Raw genomic sequence first — 19,140 nt, 5'->3', positions numbered from 1 at the left:
CGCCTCTTCTTTTCTGCGGAATCGCAGGATGCTGAAAGTAAAAGAGACCCGCCGTTTGGCGGGCCCTCTCATCCTTCTATTTGAATGCCATGGCGGCATGGACCGCTTTTTTCCACCCGGCATACAGCTTATCGCGCTCCTCTTCCCCCATCGCAGGCTCGAATTGGCGCTCCTTGGCCCACATGGCGGATATTTCCTCCTGGCTTTTCCAATAGCCGACCGCAAGTCCGGCCAAATAAGCCGCGCCCAGCGCCGTCGTTTCGTTGATCACCGGCCGTTCCACCGGCACGCCAAGCAGGTCGCTTTGGAATTGCATGAGGAAGTTGTTCTGCACGGCCCCGCCATCCACGCGCAGCGTCCGCAGCTCGATGCCCGAATCGCCCTCCATCGCCGAGATGACGTCCCGCGTCTGGTAAGCAAGCGACTCCAGTACCGCCCGGATAAAATGCTCTTTGGACGTGCCGCGGGTCAAGCCAAACACCGCTCCGCGAACATCGCTGTCCCAATACGGCGTACCGAGGCCTACGAATGCAGGCACGACATAGACGCCTTCCGTGCTAGCGACCCGGTTTGCGTAATTTTCGCTTTCTTTGGAATCCTTCAGCATCCGCAGTCCGTCCCGGAGCCACTGTACCGCCGAACCGGCCACGAAAATGCTGCCTTCCAGCGCGTATTCCACGCGTCCGTTAATGCCCCAGGCGATGGTGGTCAACAATCCGTGCCCGGAGCGAACCGCGGTTTCGCCGGTATGTTTGAGCATGAAGCAGCCGGTGCCGTACGTGTTTTTCGCCATCCCTTCGTCAAAACAAGCCTGCCCGAACAACGCCGCTTGCTGGTCGCCGGCCGCCCCGGCAATCGGAACCTCCTGCCCGAAAAAGTGGTGCTTCACCGTGTGCCCGTAAATTTCGGAGGATGGGCGCACTTCCGGCAGCATCGAAGCCGGCACGCCCAGGATTTCCAGCAGCTCGTCGTCCCATCGGAGTTCGTGGATGTTGTACATCAGCGTGCGGGAGGCGTTGGAATAGTCGGTGACATGCCGTTTGCCCCCGGTAAACTTCCAGATCAGCCAGGAATCGATGGTGCCGAACAGGAGCTTGCCCTGCTCGGCTTTTTCGCGGGCGCCTTCCACATGGTCGAGAATCCACTTGACCTTCGTTCCCGAAAAATACGGGTCGATGAGCAGCCCGGTTTTTTCGCGGATCTTGTCGTCGTATCCTTTCGCTTTCAGTTCCTCGCATATGCCGCCCGTCTGCCGCGACTGCCACACGATCGCATGGTACACCGGCTCTTCCGTTTCCTTATCCCACACGACGGTCGTTTCCCGCTGGTTCGTGATGCCGATGCCTTCGATCTGCTCCGGTTTCACGCCCGACTCCGACAGCACCGACGCGATGACCGACAAAATCGACCCCCAAATTTCGTTGGCGTTATGCTCTACCCATCCCGGATTCGGAAAATGCTGCGTAATCTCTTTTTGCGCGATATGAACCACTTCGCCGGCCCGATTAAACAAAATCGCCCGCGAGCTTGTCGTCCCCTGATCCAATGACAATATGTAGGTTTCCATCGTTCTCCCCCGTTTCGTTGGCATGTTGGATGTTTCGTAAGCGCTTTATCATTAAGATGAGATGAAAAGATCTAAATATGGACTTATGTGAGTGTGGCTGCTAATGGCTTCCTACTTCTTATGCTATTCGAAAACGGGGAGGTTTTGAAGGGGGATTTTGAAAGAGGGCGATATTAGGGATGAGAGCCGACTGAAGGGGACGAATCGGCACTATGTAAATACACTATCTTAGATTTCGAAATTCTCTCCCCAATTTTAAAAAAATGAGCAAAGGGCAGTCCCGAGTTAATCAACGAACTGGATTCGTGGGATAGCCCGTTGCATCGCATCAATTCCCTCCTGATCGCGGTTGATATCCTGCATCTTAGAACAGCTTTAATCGCTGCAAAATGGCAAGCATTCGGTAGAAGTCATAACTCCCCTGATCCGGGGTATCTATAATGCCGGCTGCTAAAGCCTTTTGCAGTGCCGACTCTGCCCAGACCGGCGGGGCGGACATTTGGTCTTTTGCTTTCATTTGAGAGATTTCTTCTTGCAAATCCTCTACCCTTTGGGTCATGGCTTGAAGCTGCTTCTGAAGCTCTGCGTTTTGCATTCCTTCTTCTCCTTTGGCATTCGCGTGGTTATCGTATTGCGGGAGATTGTATTCTTCCATAATGGCGATCAGCTTGGCGGGATATTTGGGATCGGTGGCATAACCGCCTTTCCAGACCTCCTCTGCCGCTTTTTTGTAATCGGCGTGCAGGACGCCGTGGTATCGCGCAGGATTATCGCGGGTCCCGTTCAAAAGCAGGTTCGAATGATCCGCGATCGACTCCGTCCAGGAATTATACTTCCGAAACGCTGCCGTTACCTTGACCGCTTTTCCCTGTACATATTCCGTTGTAGGCATCTCGACGCTCCCAGCGGGTCCTTTGCCCTTTATGCCGAACAAATTGTTCGCCTGCCGCGTCAGCCCGCTTGTCCCCCAATTCGATTCTAGAATGGCCTGGGCGATCGTCAGGGAGGCCGGAATGCCGCAGCGCCGCATGTCGGATATGGCGCAGGGGGCGATGGAAGTGATAAAACTATTTTTGTCCATGATGTTGGCTGTCCTCCTTGCCGGGTTGGGATTAAAGAAAATTCAAGGCTATAACCAAAGCGATTTGTCCTGGTCTCCCTTTTTTCTGGCTTGTTTGACGAGCTGATTCCCATAAACCGCGAAGGCCCCAGCAAGCACGCCTTGGATGATAGACTCGGGTCCGAAACCAAGCAGCCAGATGGTGAGCAGCACCGCTGCGAATGTTACTACGTAAGCGATGCACCAGTCTGGAAAGCGTGGAGTCCGTTTGAGAATGTATCCAATAACCCAGCATAGGGCGATAACAATCATGAGTCTGGCATCGATCAGGTTGTAGATGGTGTTCCAATCCATAAAACACTGCTCCTTGTTCTAGTTAATAATCTCTTGGAAAATGTTCCTTGATATCTCTAAGCTCGCCGATGATCACGTCATATTTGTCAGAAAATTTATCTAATAAGTCCTGCAGCCTGCCTTCGCGCTCTTTGTTGGTCCGCATCACATAGATAAGGAGCCATACAAAAAGGGCCGCGAATGGCCCTTGAGTCAAAAAGTATTTAAGTAAATCCGTTTCCGTCATCCGCTCTCCTCCTTATTTTTTTCTTCCTCCTCTCTTAAAGTGAGGAATCCGCTTATGGCTTTAGCCTCTTCGCTCAGCAAGTACATTTGGGCATGAATCTCTTGCAAACGCAATTGTGCCAATCTTCGAATATCCTTTTCATTGTCCACTTATTTTCACACCCCCTTTATATCCCTGACCAAACCTCGGCGTCAATCGTCCCGATAAGTGCCAATGTTTCGTCGTATTCAGCTTGTGTAATTCGCTGTGCCGCTAGCGCCGCATCAAGTTTTTCCATTGGAAAGTTACCGGCTGCATAAGCTTTAATATCCTCGTGATAGCTATCGCCTACGGTTGCAAAAGAGCGTGTTCCATCTTCATAAATAGCAAAACCGTATCCTCTTACCATTCGTTGTTTTGCTGTGAGCATTTGTTGTCCCTCCTATTTTTTGAGAATGCATTAAAGCTGAATATTCATCTAAACAAACTAAAAATTAGATAAGGCTCTGATTGGCGAGCGCTTCAAGAATAAATAATTGGTCATCCTGCATCGCAGCGTTCCGCTGTTTCAGATCGTCGGCAAGGGCCTGGAGCTCAGCATTTTTTCGTTCCAGAACTTTAAGGGCATCCTCAGGCCTCACCGCAAATTTTTCGTACACGGCTTCGTCAGTCAGCATTTCCGCATGTCTTTCGATATAATCATGTGCGTTTTCATCCGTTATCGGTACGATCCCCGCTTCGAATGGAGCATGAGGTTGTAGGAATGTCCGATCCCCAACCTGTAAAACGTAGTAGCGGGCATTTTCAAGTTCCGTAGGGTTCTGAATGTTCTGGCCATTAAATTTATCGCTAAATTTATAAACTTTAAACATAACGTTCAATCCATCGATAAAGTTTTTCAGTTCTTCTTCAGTGCAGTTCAATTCCCTTCCTTTGTAATCCATGCATAAGCCTCCTTATCCCATTGTGTATTCAAGCGTTTGATTTGAAAACGAGCCATTATTAGCGTTCACACCGCCGGGAATATATGCTTTGTTACCGACAACGGCCGCTTTTGTACTATAGATGGACTGACCACTCGGAGAACGGTCTGCTGACGTTACCCATGTATTCGTGGCAGGGTCGAATATGTCGAGTTGGTTCCACAGACGGTATAAATAAATTTTGTTATTAAATGACCACGCGCATGGACGCTGATCGGCCGACGGAGCCGATGCCTTTTGAGTCCAGGTATTATTGCTCGGCGTATATTGATAAACGAGGTTTGTCCAGTTGCCGTTAATGTCCATGCCTCCGAATGTAAATAGGCTGTTAAAAACTGCAGCAGACGCTCCATATGCAAGTGCCGTAGGCATTGGTGCCATAAGTGTTGACGTATTTGTCGTCGGATTATATTGGTACGTATTATTGTAAATGGAGCCGTCCAATCCCCCAGCGGTATATCCATAACCGTTAATTGCACCGGAAAATTGCGATTCCCCTGCCCTTGTCTGTTTATATTCCCCGTAGGTGTTCGTTGCAGGATTATATATAACGCCTTGGTAGTACTGTCCATTTCCGCCTTGAACATATATCTTGTTATCGATAACAAAGGAACAACCATTGACCTTACGATATGGGTTATTTGCCATGTAAGCCCATGTATTCGTGTTCGGATCATAGCGTTCCGTGGTTATATTCTCTTTTCCTGGTTCGATTACACTCGAGTATCCCCCGATGACATACACATATCCGTTAACCGCTTCAGTGTAATGCCATATACGAGGGCCATTTAGGTTTGCTACAACTCTAAACCCACTACCAGACCAAACCTGTTTCCAGCTTCCGTTAACGCGTACCCATACCTGGGTAACTTTGCGCCATGTACCATTAACGCGTGTATGAACCGCTGAAGCATTTTTCCAGGCTCCACTGACATTAACATTTAAGGACATAGACTTTTGCCTCCCTTCCTTTATGTGTATTGAAGCCAGATTTGGCCGTCGAAGCCGCCGGACGGAGCAGATGTGGATTTGACTACATGACTTTCTGTCATGACGTCGCCGCCGCCTTTTTGATAATTAATCTTAATATCCATAAAAGCCCCATCTGTCGGTCTAATTGCCCGGAATATAAGACCTGCCCCTCCATAACCATCGTTATAACTATTAATAATCTGCTTAATGCGCCAGCCGTTTCCGGGTATATTTCCTGCACTTAACGTTGTCATGGCGTCTTGAGAAGTGGACACTCCCAGCGCCCCCGTCGTAACCGTAAAAGATCCGTCAGTGCCAATAACCGCTCGGCGGATTTTATTTACTACAAATGAAAGCTCCTGATTTGTTACAGTTCCTAGAATCATGCCTGCGCTAGATCCATAGAACCCTGAGTCATGAACTGCGATGACTCCTCGAGATGTATCGGTTCGGATGGTTAGGTTGAGATTCCCGGTTTTATATATATCAACAACCTTAGACCATCCCTCGTCGTTGAGTGCATCTCCCTGCGCTCCAATCGTAACGTTGCCTGCTGTGTCAATCCCCAACATACGTATACCCGAACCATAAACTCCGTTATAAACCCGAAAAGCAGTCCTTGCTCCAACATCGTCAGAAACAAAATGAAAGTTTTTCGCCGCAGACGCGTCTTGGCCGATTTGCATCCCTGCACGTCCGGTCAAAATGCGGTCCTGCCAAACGAGAGAACCCGCAGCGGTGATCCGACCACGCTCTAAGCTTTTGGTTATGAGACTAATATCATGGTTGGTAGAGGTTCCGAACCGAATCTCATTCGCAACCGAACCCAGATTAAGGCTTCGAACACCGTCAGAAACACTAATTTGAGAGACGCTAAGAGTCTCAATATCCTTCGGCATAACTTTGTTGTCAATTTCCTGAGCAAGCGAATTAAAATCCCGAACTACATCGGCTGTCATTGATTCCTCAATGAGCGGCAACCCTAGATTTGTCGTTTGCGCCATCTTTACATCAACCCCCGATTATAGATTTCACTATACGTTTTTCCTGTTGAAAGGACCTGCTCATAAGTTTTTCCCGTCAATTTCAGTTCCCTGTACGTGTAATAGCGGAATACATAATCTACATCTATATGCGCAGGCTTGATTTCCTCGATTGCCGCCTTTAAGTCCTCTAAATTCGGTGGAATGCCGATTGTATCGATGAATTTTACAGTAAACCTCCATTCCACCGGATGAAAGGTCACTTCTACGCTTCCGCCATCATAAGCTTCCGCTACGCTCTTCACCTGTGAACCAGAGAACTTTCCTGCTCCACGCAGTTTCGATTCGACAACGGCACGACGTTGGTCTAGCGGCTTAGTCAGATCGGTAGGGATACCAAGCTCAAATTCCCAACGGCTCAGTCCCCATGTAGCCGTACGTACAAAAAATTGAGCGGCTGCCGAATCCAACGCCTGATATAGCAAGTCCATCTCGCTGCCCTTGGCATTCATGTCGTACTGCATGACACGAGAGTTTTCGTAATACGAAGGTAGATAAGAAAACAGCTCGCGTCCTCGCAAGCTGTCTATTTCCCATTTATTCACTTACGTTCACCGTCCCCAATACAGCCACTTGGCCTGAGCCGATTTCTATGTTTTGCTGTTCGGAATTGCCGTTGATTGTCAAATCCGAGTAATCAACGATAATCGGTATATCGAGCAGAACGGCAGCAATCCGCGTATAACGTACCAATGGATCTTTTCGATTAAAAGCAATTTGCTGCAAGTAGGCTTTTACCCCGTCTGCTATCAACTCCCTGATCTCCTCCAAGGTTGAAGGCTTTTCCTGCGTACGCTGAACTTTAACCGAAATACTAATGGGAACCTCCTCCGCAGGTAAAACAGTCACGACGGGCCCCGCCGGGGCCAATCCTTCTCCCTGCCCATCCTGGGTCGGATCGATATGGTTTTGGACTGCATCAATGATCTCGGGACTAGCAGCACGCTTGTCCGTATCTAAAATATACAACCCAACGGTCCCCGGTCCTTTCCAAAGCGGCACCACTTCGACTCCGCCAACACCAGCGATTTCATTCGCCCATTGCATGTATTGCACCTTGTTACCGCTTGTACCTTGACTGCGAATCTTTGCATAAAAACGCTCTAATAAAGATTGATCGGATTCCGTATCCGCCCCGCTTTTTGTAGGCTCAGGATTGGATACGGATGAAATCCCGCTAACCGACGAAGACATCACATTGATAACGCCAGCAGGCACATTGCCGTTTTTTCCCGGGACCACTGCTCGAATTGTCGCTGTACCAACACCCGAGCCATCCAACACGACGGCTGTTGTCGTGACGTATTCGACCGAGGACTCTCCCGATACTTCATCAGTGGGAGTCGCAACAAAGGTTCCCTCAGGCACAAGCGTACCCGGTTTCCCGGTAAATAAAACGATGCCCGATGCGGCAACCGCCTCACGTCTCGCAATACCGTGCTCGGCCGTCCGTAAATCTAATTCGACGGAACGGGTATCATCGCTGTCACTCGCTGCCGTACTAGCAAATCCTCTTCTTAACAACTCCTGCGCCCAAATCGCCGCTTCGGACAGCATAAACGCCACGGGCGCCTGCGCGTCCCAAATAAAAGAGCCCTCGGATTTATCGATATCCGCGGGCACCCGGCTCAGCATGCGCTGCATGATTTCGTCTTCGGTTTGATCTTGCAAATAAAGCGGCAAATCCGCCATTATCCCACACTCCCTTCCAATACGGCTTCTTCATCGCGGATATTCGTAATCCGGCAGGCGAAACGACAGCTTTCCCCTTCCCATTCGAAAACAAACTGATCCACGTTTTGCGTCCGCGCATCCGCGAGCAGCGTTTCGGAGACCATACGCCGGATTTCGCTTTCCTGAATCGCCCGGTTGCCGCTGCCGATCAATTCCTCCAGCTCGCTGCCATAATCCCGGGAATAGATGAGGTGGCGGTAACGCGGCGTTCGGATCGCTTTTTCGCACCAGAGCACCCAAGCCTCTTTTTCATCGGCCAAGGCCATTTTACGGGTCGGCGACATGACAAATTCGCCTGCGTCAAAATCGAACTTCCAGCTGCGGCCGAACACGGCCCCGCTTCCTTCATACGTCTCCAGCTCTGTCGCATCCTCCCAGACCATGTCCTCCGTCTCCGGAAACAAATTAGCCATGCCCGCTCACCACCTTGCATACAACCACCACATCATTCCCACCATTCACCCGAACCGCCAGCACACGATCCCCAGGCTTTAAGGCCAAGCTAAGACGAGCATCTTCGATTTCGGTTTCATCAAAATTAAATGACGTCTGCTTGTTTTCCCAATTCAGTTGTCCAGACTGCATCATAGTTCCTGTCTCCATATGACTCGGAACTGAAAGCAATCCAGGCAGCTCGGCAACCAAATAGTCTTGAAACTCGTGTTTAAAATCGTCAAGCTTCAGACCGGTTCCGGTAATCGTACCAAGAACGGCTCCTACGCCGCCAAGCGCCTGCCTCGTATGCTTGCCGACGGAAGAATAAAGCGCCGACGCCAGCTGTCCGTATGGATCTTTATTCAAGGTAAAACCTCCTTTTCACATCGTCATAGGTGCCCAGTTCCAGCGACATGCTTCCGGGATTCCCCAATTCCCTGCTGACCGAAATGACGATGAGCCTCATGCTGCCCAGCAAAACTGCGTCCCCGGCACGGATCGTGTTGATGTCGGTCGCATTGACGGAAATCGTCTGCGAGATTCCGCGCAGTTTGCTTTTGGCCAACTCTTTCGCCGCTGCTTGCGACTTGACTTCATCGTCCTGGATAATCGCCTGGAGCTGGCCATATTTGTCGATGTCCTTCTTGGCGATCGCCATCACTTTGGACGGGACCTCTTTCCCGGACTCGCTGGCTGTCGTTGCAAGTACCTTCACCTGGGTAGCCGCTCCCTCCAACGTCCGGGATTGGGTCGTATCCGTAACATGTTCAAGAATGTATACCTCCGGGTTGGTCCCAAGCTCATACAGCTCAAGCCCGGATGAAATCATCCGCGGATGATACAGCTTTCCGCCGGCTTTGGCCGTCTCCCTGAGGTCGGCGAACATGCTGGCATAGATGGACTGCGTCCGGTAGACGGAACGTCCGAGCTCTTTTTTGGTATCCGGCAGCTTTGCGATTTTTAAATTCCAATCGGAAGCGTATTTTTTGAAACGTTGGGATGCTGTCTGTTTCGCCGGAAACAAGTATTCATCCTCGGACTTGTCCAAGTAGATCGTGCGGTCATAAATGGTCAGCGTCATCCGTTTGATTCCATTGTTCGAGGTCTCCACTTCCCAAACAACGCCGGGATTCAACAGCGGCACGTAATTCGTTTTGCCGTAAGGAACGCCGCTGATCCGAATGGACATGCCCGGCGAGATCGGCGGCATATCCGGCGTAACCACCAGATTAACCGTCCCCTGGTACGCAACCTGCTCAAGCGAGTCGCGCAGATTGATAGCCTCCACCAGCGGAGTCAAATCGTATTTGTTCTGCAAAATCACCTTGTAGCTCATGGCATCACCAGCTTCTGTCCAGGTTTGATCGCATTCGGGTTACTTCCGATGACCTTTTTGTTCAGCTGATAGATTTTATTCCAGGCCGAGCTGTTTCCAAGCTCCAGTTTTGCGATTTTGGATAGGGAATCTCCCGGTTTGACGACGTAGGTTTTGCTTTTTTCTTTCAGGTCGACTCTTGCCTTTTTGTTGACGGTTGAGGAGGATTTTCCTTGATTACCGCCAGCAAGCTTTGCTGCCTTTAATTCGCGCCAGGTCCGCAGCGTAATATCAAAATATACGTCCCCCGGCTCCCCCCCGCGAAAAGTAGAATTGTGCGAAACAACAAACACGAGAACATTGACAGCGGTCTCCGATATGACGAAACGCAGCGGCATTTTCATCGCCAAAAAATCATTTAATTTATTCATGGCGGTTTGAGGATCCATAAACTCGTCCTGGCTTACTTGGCAAAAGGAATTATTATATTCCTTAGGAAAAAAAGAGGCGAAGGAAATTTCCTTCACCCTGTCTCCCTGCGCAAAATCAAACTCCCCTGAAGAAAGGATCATCGTCGTGTCGTACCCTTTTTGGCGGGAAATCGTCACTTCTTCGGGGTTCACGGGAAAAGTGAATCTTTTCCCTCTGCCGTCGATCAGCGCAAAGTTCATCGTAACGCCCCCTTCCCTACATCTTCGTTTATTGTCCAACGGACAATCTTTCAACTTAAGCCTGGGCGAAAGGAACCGGCTTTTTGTTTTGCGACGCTTTCTGGAATTCCGCTCTGAGACGTTGGCCGATCTGCTGGATCAGGCCTTCAACATCAACAGGATATTCCTCGTGAACCGTGACCTGTACCGCGCCAGGCGGCAGGTTGTATTGGGTCGTCGTTTCGGTTTTCATGTCCCGCAAAAATCCCGACAACGTCGTCATCTGCTCCGGACTGATCTGGACGACTTGCGGAAGTTTGCCGCCGGCCGCAGCCCCTGCCGTGCCCCCGCCCCCGGTAGCTGCCGTTTGAAGCCTTGGCCCAGGAGCAGCGGCAACGCTTCCCGAATAACCGGTATTCGCCCCTGGCAACATCGGGCTTGAAGGTGCAGGCGGCCCCATGACCGCCGGATTGTCCTTTGGTTTGCTTTTGCCGCCGAATTTCTTGGAAAACCACCCTGTTACGGATGAAAACGTTTCTTTAATTTTCGGCGCATAATCCGATACTAAACCGCCAATTTTTTCGCCTACAAAGCTGCCGGCCATATTTCCGAGAGTAGCCCCAATGGCATTGCCAACACCGGGAATCGGAATCAATGTGCCAAGAGCTCCGCCAATCATAGTGCCCGCTGCACCGCCAATGGTAGATCCGATGGCTTTTGAACGTTCTTTGCCTGGTTTTGCCGAAGCGATGGACATTGCATCAGACACGAATCCCAATGGTCCCATCAACTTTTTGGCGCCCCCTGCTAAAAGCTTACCTGCCGCGCTGCCGAAGCCGCTTTTACCGACTTTGCTCACAACAGAGCTGATTTTCGAACCAATACCGGTGCTTGAAAGAAGCTCTTTACCGTGTTTCCATAGACCTTGGGCTCCACCGATGATGTCTTCGCCGGCCGATCCAACCGTCTCAAGCAGTTCTCCGCTTTTGCCGGCCATTTTGAACAGCTTAGTGCCGAAACCGGCGCCTTTCTTAGCGTTAGCTGCCTTAGCTTTGTTAGTTGACGGCTTAGCTTTATTGGTTTTATTCGCTGTATTGGCTTTCTTAGGTTTAGGATCAGGGCTAAACAGATTGAGCAACTTGCTTGCTCCGCCTTTTAGGACCTTGCTTGCCATGCCCAGCCCGCTTTTCCCGATTTTCCCGGCAGTGGAGCCTACAAACGAAACGGCCTTGGCAGCAGATCCGCCTCCGCTTTTGAGCAGCTGTTTTCCGTTATCCCATAACCCCTTAGCGCCTCCAACTAGGCTATCGGTGACAGGACCGAGGATTTTGGCGCCCTTTTTAGTCCATTCGCCAAGCTTTGAGCCGAAAATATTCAGTTTTCCGGGCTTGTTTTTTGCGCCTTTCGATGATCCGAATCCAAGGGCACTAAATAATTTGCCTGCACCGCCTTTAAAAACTTTGCTGGCTTTGCCGCCAAGACTGCTGTTTTTCATTTTTCCGGCAGCCGAACTCATCCAAGAGGATAACTTCGAAGATATGCCGGTGCCTTTAAGCAAGTCTTTTCCGTGATTCCACAGACCCTTAGCGCCACCAATGACATCCCCCGCAGCAGACTTCACGGTTTTCCACAAATCCCCGCCTTTTTCTGCCGTCTTGAACAGCTTGGACCCGAATGTTTTCGGATTGGTTGCTTTGCCCATTTTGGAGCCGGATTTTTTGGGATTTGCCGCTTTATCCAGCTTGTTTCTTTTAGGTGTTTTCTTATTTCCCTTTTTGGTCTTGGATCCTTTTTTATTCTTCTTGTTTTTTTTGCCCTTAGCTGTAGAACCTCCAGAACCTCCATCTTCGTCTTCTGCATCGTTCCATATGTCCTTCAGTTCCTTAAACTTGCCGGGAATCTCCCCGGCGGTTTTTAATCCCCCGCCAATTTTTTTTAGATCTCCGAATATTTCTTTCAGTTGGTCCAGAAATCCCTTCGGGTCCTCCTTTTTCCCGTCGCCTGCTTTGGTTGCTCCGAGTGCAGCGGTCAATTTATTGATTGCCACTGTATTGGACGTAATGGTGCTTACAAGCAATGAGGCGTCTGGTCCTACCTTGACTTTTCCACCTTGGATCTTCAACGTCACCGTACCCGAAGCATTCACCACCTCCGACCGTACCCGCTGCAGCTTGCGCAGCAGGTTGTCCAGCCCTTTCGAGGCCCGGTCCTTCAGCACGATCTCGGGAGCCATGCGGGTTCGGCCGATTCTCAGGACGCGGCCCTGGATGCGCTCGAAGTAACGCTCCATGGCCCGCAGCTCGCGGTTGGCTTTGATGACGTTTTTCGGGTCGATGACCAGGTTCATCCGGTAATTCATCGTTTCAGCCATCTCTATGTCACCTCCTCATCGGTCCGAAATTTTGGCTGCCAGGCGGTCCATCTCTTCTTCCGCAAAAGCAATCAGAAGCAGGCGCTCGCCGCGCGGCAGCCGCCAGAAATCTCCGGGACGAAGGTGATGCCGTACCCACAGATGATACAGCATCGTCGTCATTCCCCCGGAGCGGATTAGTTTTTTACGTCATCGATGTCGACGCCGAAGCCGGACAGCTCCAGCACCTTGTCGCCGACGGCGTCCAGTTCGCCTGCCAGCAGCATGCGGCGCACCGCCTGCTCCCCGCCGGACAGCTTCATGCGGCTCGTAATCCGCGGATCGCCCCAGCCGTTCAGGGCCAGGCCCTTCACTTCCAGCTTTCCGGTCGCTTCCGCGATCAGCAAGGCGTTAAACGTTTCGCTGTCCACCTTCTCTTCCACCGAACCTTTCACCGTGCGGCGGATCATGCAGCGCTCGCGGATGCTGTCCACCTTGCTCGAAGTGAGCCCGTGCAGCACGATGTTCATGTCCAGACGTTTGATGCGGACGGTCGCTTCCGGCAATTTTTCCGCAGCCTCGAACAGGCTGTCCAAAATTTGCTCCTCCGTCATATGCTCATGTACGCTCATGTCTCATTCTCCTTTTCCCTGGTTTCGAAAAATGCCTTAGTTGCCGACGATCGGATCGAGCAGCTCGTAGCCTTCAAACGTAAACGGCGTCTCTTCCTGCACCTCTTCGCCGGCCGTCCAGTTGGCAAGCTGGATTTTGTCCGGCATGCAGTTGATCAGGCGCACGCGCTCATGCCCGAAAGACTCCGGATCGTCGAGCTTGGAGATAATGTCGAACTTGGAGAACCCGCGCTGAATCATGTCCGACGTGACTTTGTAGCCGCTCATCGTGCCGCTGCCCTTTTTGGCGCCGTTTTTATGCACCTTCCAGTCCCGGCCGACCAGGTTCAGCTCTTTCTTTTCGATCTCCACGCTCGCTTCCAGCTTGTTAATATGCGTTTGCCATACCCCGTCGATATAGGCCTGGCCATACGTCCCCATAATGACTCTTGAAGCATCCAACATTGTTTTTTCCTCCCCGTATTTTAAAAGTTCATGAAATGTTTGTTTAATCCGCTGAATCGTTCAGCCTGTTGAATCCAAAACCATCCTTATTGCACGTAAAACGTTCCGAACAGTTGCTCCATCACGTCGGTCAGCTTCACGTTCCACTGCAGGAACACCTGATCCGGCTCCGGCGTGTTCACGGCGCTGTCGCCGTAATAAGCCGGGTCCAAAATGACGTCGTAACCGTTCGGCTCGATGACGCTACTCAAAGACAGCTGGGCCAAATACTCCTTCACGGCGCCGATGAGCGCCAAACGGCCTTCCTCGGTGTTGTTCACCTTGCCGATATACGATTGCTCGGCGGCAAGCTGAAGGTCGGCGTTGATCGCGTCCATGACGCGGATGGAGCGGATTTTTTTCCAGGCGTTGTTTTGGCCTTCGGCAGGCGTCACCAAGCTGTTGATGCCGCGCAGCGCCTTAACCTGGCGGCCGTCGTAAAAGAGCAGGAACACGCCGTTTTTCACCGCTTCCTCCTGCTCGGAACGGGTCCAGCGGCGGGTCACGTCTTCAAAAGGCGTCACCGCATACGTCGCGGACTGGTTCAGCCGCTGCCCGGCAATGAGGCCCGCAACGTAAGCCGCCGTCTGCGCGGAGCTGTAATCCGTCCCGGCGAGGCGCACGCCCGTGCCCACATTGATGATGCCTTCATGATTGAGCGCCAGCGATCGGGACGCAGCGAGCTTCACGGCATCCTTGGCCGTATCGTCCGCAGCCGAACCGCCAAAGACGGCCATGACGCCCCTGCCTTCGCGGCGCATCCGCTTGATCCACGCCGCGAAGCTTTGCAGCAGCGCCATATCGGCGGCGTAATCGAGCGCCAGCACGTCAAAATCCTGCCCTTCCGCCGCTTCCTGCATGGCGATGTACTCGGCATTCGTCAGTCTGCCGTTGCCGCTGGCGCCTCCCGTAAAAGCAGCGCCGCTCACGTCGGCAGGCGTTCCGCCTTGCCCCAGCACTTTGGCCGTAATCCAGGCATTGCCGTTATCCTTGTTGATCTGTTCGGCGATCGAGGCGGCCGTGCCGTCGGCTCCCTTGTAAGTTCCGAGCAGTTTGGCACCCTCGTACAGGCGAAGTTCCTTCGCATTCGGCTCGCCAAGCGCCGGCTGAATGGTTACGGTAAAGCCGTTGCCGCGGCTTCCCGGATATTTCGCCTGCAGCTGGAGCGCGTCTTGCGGCGTGGCATCCCCCGTTTGCAGCGTCAGGCTGGCTTGCGCCGCAGTATCATCCGCGAGACGGTAAGCGACCAGTTTTTTCGGTCCGCCCAGCAGCGCGAGATACAGCGTCTTGTACGCCGTCGCGCCGTCCGCTGCGTCCGTCGAGTACACCTGGCCAATGGCCGTTTCGCTTCCGATTTCCACGAACTCGCGCACTGGCCCCCAATTTGCCTTCACCGGCACGAGCACCGTGCCGCGGGAACCGCCCTGGATCGCCGAAGCGGCCGCCGCCTTGAAATTCATATACAATCCCGGCAATACCGGTTTATTCGTGTTTTCCCATGTTCCGCCTGCCATAATTAATCCACCTTCGCTTTCATGAATTGTTCGATTTTTGCTTTTGCTTCCGCCACCGAAAACGTCTTGTCCTCTTCGCCGTAAAAAGCACCCGCCATCACTTCTTCCTGAACGCCAAACAAATCTTTGGATCGATCCGTCAGCTCCGAAAGCATGTAACGCGGTTCACTGGCTGTTCCTTCGGTTTGCGCCGTTTTTTTAACCGCCATGCCAAACACCTCATTTCAAAATAGGATGAATCTCTACCCTGCGGATCAGCGCCGCCTCTTCGGCCGGCCGCATCCGCCGCTGCACCAGCGTCAGCTTCACCTGCCCATCCAAAAACGCATCCGCCTTCAAATCGGCCGACGCTTCCGTAACGGACATGTACCTGCGTTGGTCGGTGCTCAAAGGCAGCTGCACCTGAGTTCCCAAGCCTTCGATGAGCGAAACGGCCGCCTGCTGCTCTACGTCGGAATTCGGCGCGGCGATATGCCCTGCAAAATGTTTGCGGACCTCGTAAAGCGACGCCCCCGCCATTTTGGTCTCGCAGCCCGTCATCCGCCACAGCACGGCATGGTCGTCCGGTCCGGAAGGCCACGACGTTTGGTACACCGTCCACGGCTCGCCTAACCTTTTCCCGGTCCAGCCGGCCAGAGCGCTTAACCATTCATCCGGCCCGGCCCCCGGGCTCCCGGACTCCGCTTCCGGAACATACACGCCAAACCGAAGCGTCCGAACCGCTTTGCCCGTCGTTGGTTCCAGCCTTTCGGCTTCCCGCGCTCCCAGGTAAACCAGCGTAAACGGCGCTGCATCCGGGTAGACCACCCGCTTCCGGTGCAGCCCGCCGACAAGCGACTCCGCCCACTGATCTGCCTGATCCAGGCCTGCGTCGCCCGCGTAAAGCTTAAGCCGGATCACCTGCCGGTACCCCGCCCAGGCCGATTTCCAGATTTCCTCGCCGAACGCGATCACCCCGTAGGGCTCCGCTGCACCGTCGGCCGGGGGCTGCACGTCGTACAGCCTGTCTTTCAGCGCTGGCACGACGTCCGCGATCGCTTGCTTGAGCGCCGCTCTCATACCGGGGGCTGCCGTAGCGCTCCTTGTTCCCTAAGGCTGTTCATGCCTGCAAGCACCGCTTGCTTTTGCATTTTCGGCTCCTCCCTTCTGCCAACATTCGCACCGGACATGAGCCAAGAGAATTTCACCGCCAATCAAAAACCGGCCACATGGGCCGGCTTGAACATCGACTGTTAGCGTCTTCGGTTGTTCTCTTGATTTCATTTCCGATGATACAATCTTACACCCCTCAAACGGATGCGCTGACGCCGAATTGGACGGTTTCAGACGTATTGTCGGATGAAAAAAGCGCGAATGTATGTTCGTATTTTTGTTTAGGATTTTCTCCTATATACGCAGTCTGCACACCGTTAATAGATGATTTGATATTTGGAAATAAAAAAAGGACAGGGGGCTCTCCCCTATCCTTTCAATCTTAGCCTCAACGATATTCTAACGGACCTCACAACCGCTAAGTAGGTAAGAAGGGCCCGTTTAATATTCTAACGGTTATCACTGTGCTTAATTGCTCCGAAACACTTCCAAAAAGGCGCTTTTTCAAGAAATAGCCTCAACTGTATCCGTTAAAAAACAAATGGAGCCAATTTACCCTCAATAACGGCGGCTGCAACCGTTAGAGTAGCGCGTGCGATTCATTCGTGATCCATGCGGCAGTCAGTACGTCCGAAGATGGGGCCACGACTGATTTCACGGCGATTACAGCGACTGAATTCACGACTGTTTCTAAGACCGTAGACACGGTTGTTTCCACGGGTTTCTACGATTCCATTCCTTCTACAGCCGTTCCAAAACTATAGCTACGATTGCATGAACAACTGCTTCACCGGAGATTACAACCACTGATTCACGACTGTCTCTACAACTGCTTCAACGACTGTAGCTGCCTTTATTTTATTTCCGCGGGTCTCTACGCCCGTTTCTACCACTGTTTACCCGCCTGTTCCCCGGCCGTTTCCACGGCTTCCTCAAGATACGCCATTCTGCCGCTTCATACCTGGCGGTGCCCCAACCGTAGCGACCTGAACCGTTCATGCGAATGGTTTGCCTTCACAAATCTAGAATCTAGCCCACCGTCACCCGCTTTTGCAGCCCGTCAAGCTTAAGCAGCCCCAAATCGGCGAAGGCCAGCGCCAGCTTATAAAACGCCCGGGTCCGGATTTTCGTGTACGTGTCCTTGCTGACCGGCGGATCCAAAATGTAGTTGTACACTTTATAATCGAACACATCGTCCTGCTTCATGTACCGCTCCCGGATGATCAGCCGTTCCCGTTCCCCCAGCCGGTCCACGACGGATTCGATCGTTTCGCAGTACGCCCTGCGGGCCGCAGGCACGTCCACGTTGTAAACGGCGATTTGCGCGGTCTGGTCGGATGTGACGTTCGTCGGTCCGTGGAAGCGTTCGGTATACGAAGCAGTGATGCTGGCTTCCCTGGCTTCGAAGGTGATCGTTTTATAAATGCGATATTTTTCGAACAAAGCCTCGATCGCGGTTTGCGTTTTGCGGCGGTCCAGCTCCGGCAGAAATTGTTCCATGAATATGCACTCCTTCAAGATTAAAATAGTAAATAGTTGTAGCTTGTTCGCATTTTTGTTCGTATAATGATGTTAACATACCACTTTTTGGTACAAGCCGTAAACCGGCAAAATCGAAGAAAACGGGTGGTTATCCCTCCTCTTTTATGCCTTTTGGCATGAAATCCGCCTTTTTCTTTACCTTTTGGCAACAAGACGTTATAGTAGTATGCGGGAACGTAAGTTCTTAATAGAGGATCTGCAAAACGCGCGCTTCCACAAGCCGTTCGAATTTGCACAGGTCCTGATGGATGCAAAGGAGTGGACATACTCGTGGAAAACGAATTCGGAATGCTGTTAAGAAAACTTCGCGAACAAAAAGGCATGTCGATCAACCAGCTGGCGGAAACCGCGGGAATCAGCAACTCGCAAATTTCGCGGATGGAAAACGGCGTGCGCGGCGTGCCCAAAGCCCCCACCATCCGCAAGCTGGCCGATGCCCTGGGCGTTTCCTACGGGGAGCTGATGACGGCGGCGGGATATTTGGAGGAAAGCGGAACCGCGCACGATGCCGCTCAGGCGCCGGAGTGGGCCACGTACAAAGACAAACGCGATTTCAAAAAAATGCTGGAAGAAGACGGCGAGCTGATGTTCGACGGAATTCCCCTGGACGAGGAGGACCGGCAGCGGATCAAGGACGTATTGACCGGGTTGTTCTGGGAAGCCAAGCAAATGAACAAAAGAAAGAAAAAACCAAACGGAACGCCGGATGGAAAATAGCTCCTCCACACGCTGCCAACTTACGACTAAACGACAAAGCAGGTGAATATGGTGGACGAGATCATTCGAAAATTAACCCGCAAATACAAAACAAGCTGTCCCTTCGAGCTTGCGCGTGCGCTTGGCATACAGATCCGTTATACCGACCTTGGCAAATCGACCAAGGGACTGTATTACCGCAAGCTGCGAAGGCGGTTTATCGTCATACACAACCAGCTTTCCCCCGAGTGGCAGCGATTCGTTTGCGCGCATGAACTGGGCCATGACCGGCTGCATAAGGGGATTAACCGTTTTTTCCTGGAGGAGCATTCCTATTTTGCGCCGGGCAAGCTGGAGCGGCAGGCCAACCGGTTTGCCGTCCTGCTGTTGACCGCAGGGGTCGCCATACGTCAGGATGAAACCGCCGAGGACGTTTGCAGGCGCAGCGGCATTCCGCCGGAAATGTGCCCTTTGCTTGAGGGCATGTCCCGGACATGAGTCCCGCCAAAAAAA

General features: G+C 52.2%; 25 protein-coding genes. 2 read left to right on the top strand and 23 right to left on the bottom strand.

Annotated features, from left to right (window positions below; translation table 11 throughout):
- Positions 1–76: 76 nt before the first annotated feature.
- From glpK to KI367_RS13150, 23 genes are all read right to left on the bottom strand, one after another.
- Positions 77–1,567 (bottom strand): glycerol kinase GlpK, encoded by a 1,491-nt coding sequence (glpK, locus tag KI367_RS13260; RefSeq protein ID WP_036709033.1) that lies wholly within the window; start codon positions 1,565–1,567, stop codon positions 77–79.
- 364 nt (positions 1,568–1,931) lie between these two features.
- On the bottom strand, positions 1,932–2,648 hold the full coding sequence (locus KI367_RS13255; protein ID WP_212950194.1) for a glycoside hydrolase family 73 protein: 717 nt from the start codon (positions 2,646–2,648) through the stop codon (positions 1,932–1,934).
- A 48-nt stretch (positions 2,649–2,696) separates the two neighbouring features.
- Positions 2,697–2,981 carry a phage holin family protein gene (locus KI367_RS13250; protein WP_036709030.1) on the bottom strand — a complete coding sequence of 95 codons (285 nt, stop codon included), beginning with the start codon at positions 2,979–2,981 and terminating at the stop codon, positions 2,697–2,699.
- Between the two features lie 22 nt (positions 2,982–3,003).
- Entirely contained in the window at positions 3,004–3,207 is a 204-nt protein-coding gene (locus KI367_RS13245; RefSeq protein WP_036709027.1) for a BhlA/UviB family holin-like peptide, read from the bottom strand.
- Complete coding sequence (locus KI367_RS13240; RefSeq protein ID WP_156124548.1) at positions 3,204–3,356, bottom strand: hypothetical protein; 153 nt, start codon at positions 3,354–3,356, stop codon at positions 3,204–3,206. Before KI367_RS13240 ends, KI367_RS13245 begins: the two co-directional genes overlap by 4 nt.
- 17 nt (positions 3,357–3,373) lie before the next feature.
- Positions 3,374–3,616 (bottom strand): hypothetical protein, encoded by a 243-nt coding sequence (locus tag KI367_RS13235; protein WP_036709025.1) that lies wholly within the window; start codon positions 3,614–3,616, stop codon positions 3,374–3,376.
- Between the two features lie 64 nt (positions 3,617–3,680).
- On the bottom strand, positions 3,681–4,130 hold the full coding sequence (locus KI367_RS13230) for a hypothetical protein (RefSeq protein WP_036709022.1): 450 nt from the start codon (positions 4,128–4,130) through the stop codon (positions 3,681–3,683).
- A 12-nt stretch (positions 4,131–4,142) separates the two neighbouring features.
- Positions 4,143–5,120 (bottom strand): Kelch repeat-containing protein, encoded by a 978-nt coding sequence (locus tag KI367_RS13225; RefSeq protein ID WP_036709021.1) that lies wholly within the window; start codon positions 5,118–5,120, stop codon positions 4,143–4,145.
- Between the two features lie 20 nt (positions 5,121–5,140).
- Entirely contained in the window at positions 5,141–6,145 is a 1,005-nt protein-coding gene (locus KI367_RS13220; protein ID WP_212950192.1) for a hypothetical protein, read from the bottom strand.
- Between the two features lie 2 nt (positions 6,146–6,147).
- Positions 6,148–6,729, bottom strand: a complete 582-nt coding sequence (locus tag KI367_RS13215) for a YmfQ family protein (protein WP_036709016.1) — start codon at positions 6,727–6,729, stop codon at positions 6,148–6,150.
- The gene (locus KI367_RS13210) at positions 6,722–7,876 is read right to left on the bottom strand and encodes a baseplate J/gp47 family protein (RefSeq protein ID WP_212950190.1); all 1,155 of its coding nucleotides are present in this window, start codon (positions 7,874–7,876) and stop codon (positions 6,722–6,724) included. Before KI367_RS13210 ends, KI367_RS13215 begins: the two co-directional genes overlap by 8 nt.
- Complete coding sequence (locus KI367_RS13205; protein ID WP_212950189.1) at positions 7,876–8,331, bottom strand: DUF2634 domain-containing protein; 456 nt, start codon at positions 8,329–8,331, stop codon at positions 7,876–7,878. Before KI367_RS13205 ends, KI367_RS13210 begins: the two co-directional genes overlap by 1 nt.
- Positions 8,324–8,719: a hypothetical protein gene (locus KI367_RS13200; protein WP_212950179.1), complete on the bottom strand. Its 396-nt coding sequence runs from the start codon at positions 8,717–8,719 to the stop codon at positions 8,324–8,326. Before KI367_RS13200 ends, KI367_RS13205 begins: the two co-directional genes overlap by 8 nt.
- Positions 8,712–9,689, bottom strand: coding sequence for an XkdQ/YqbQ family protein (locus KI367_RS13195; protein WP_036709012.1), 978 nt, complete (start codon positions 9,687–9,689; stop codon positions 8,712–8,714). The genes KI367_RS13200 and KI367_RS13195 overlap by 8 nt, the downstream gene beginning before the upstream one ends.
- A complete protein-coding gene (locus tag KI367_RS13190; protein WP_212950177.1) occupies positions 9,686–10,339 on the bottom strand; it encodes a LysM peptidoglycan-binding domain-containing protein in 654 nt (217 codons plus the stop codon). The genes KI367_RS13195 and KI367_RS13190 overlap by 4 nt, the downstream gene beginning before the upstream one ends.
- A 55-nt stretch (positions 10,340–10,394) precedes the next feature.
- Entirely contained in the window at positions 10,395–12,689 is a 2,295-nt protein-coding gene (locus KI367_RS13185) for a hypothetical protein (RefSeq protein ID WP_212950175.1), read from the bottom strand.
- 15 nt (positions 12,690–12,704) lie between these two features.
- Positions 12,705–12,842 (bottom strand): hypothetical protein, encoded by a 138-nt coding sequence (locus tag KI367_RS13180; RefSeq protein WP_212950173.1) that lies wholly within the window; start codon positions 12,840–12,842, stop codon positions 12,705–12,707.
- A 23-nt stretch (positions 12,843–12,865) separates the two neighbouring features.
- Positions 12,866–13,300: a phage tail assembly chaperone gene (locus KI367_RS13175; protein ID WP_036709006.1), complete on the bottom strand. Its 435-nt coding sequence runs from the start codon at positions 13,298–13,300 to the stop codon at positions 12,866–12,868.
- A gap of 36 nt (positions 13,301–13,336) precedes the next feature.
- The gene (locus KI367_RS13170; protein WP_036709003.1) at positions 13,337–13,744 is read right to left on the bottom strand and encodes a phage tail tube protein; all 408 of its coding nucleotides are present in this window, start codon (positions 13,742–13,744) and stop codon (positions 13,337–13,339) included.
- 86 nt (positions 13,745–13,830) lie between these two features.
- A complete protein-coding gene (locus KI367_RS13165; RefSeq protein ID WP_212950171.1) occupies positions 13,831–15,297 on the bottom strand; it encodes a phage tail sheath family protein in 1,467 nt (488 codons plus the stop codon).
- A gap of 2 nt (positions 15,298–15,299) precedes the next feature.
- Entirely contained in the window at positions 15,300–15,506 is a 207-nt protein-coding gene (locus tag KI367_RS13160; protein ID WP_212950169.1) for a YqzN/YkzM domain-containing protein, read from the bottom strand.
- 10 nt (positions 15,507–15,516) lie between these two features.
- A complete protein-coding gene (locus KI367_RS13155; RefSeq protein ID WP_212950168.1) occupies positions 15,517–16,356 on the bottom strand; it encodes a hypothetical protein in 840 nt (279 codons plus the stop codon).
- A gap of 1,062 nt (positions 16,357–17,418) precedes the next feature.
- Positions 17,419–17,889 carry an ArpU family phage packaging/lysis transcriptional regulator gene (locus KI367_RS13150; RefSeq protein ID WP_212950166.1) on the bottom strand — a complete coding sequence of 157 codons (471 nt, stop codon included), beginning with the start codon at positions 17,887–17,889 and terminating at the stop codon, positions 17,419–17,421.
- 330 nt (positions 17,890–18,219) lie between these two features.
- Here KI367_RS13150 and KI367_RS13145 point away from each other — a divergent pair, with 330 nt between their 5' ends.
- Positions 18,220–18,648, top strand: a complete 429-nt coding sequence (locus tag KI367_RS13145; RefSeq protein ID WP_212950265.1) for a helix-turn-helix domain-containing protein — start codon at positions 18,220–18,222, stop codon at positions 18,646–18,648.
- A gap of 51 nt (positions 18,649–18,699) precedes the next feature.
- A complete protein-coding gene (locus KI367_RS13140) occupies positions 18,700–19,125 on the top strand; it encodes an ImmA/IrrE family metallo-endopeptidase (RefSeq protein ID WP_197069946.1) in 426 nt (141 codons plus the stop codon).
- Positions 19,126–19,140 lie beyond the last annotated feature (15 nt).

It is taken from the genome of Paenibacillus cookii, assembly GCF_018333375.1.
Lineage (GTDB): Bacteria > Bacillota > Bacilli > Paenibacillales > Paenibacillaceae > Paenibacillus_AQ > Paenibacillus_AQ cookii.
Note: the sequence above shows the minus strand (reverse complement) of the source record. Positions and strands in the feature narration are given on the sequence as shown.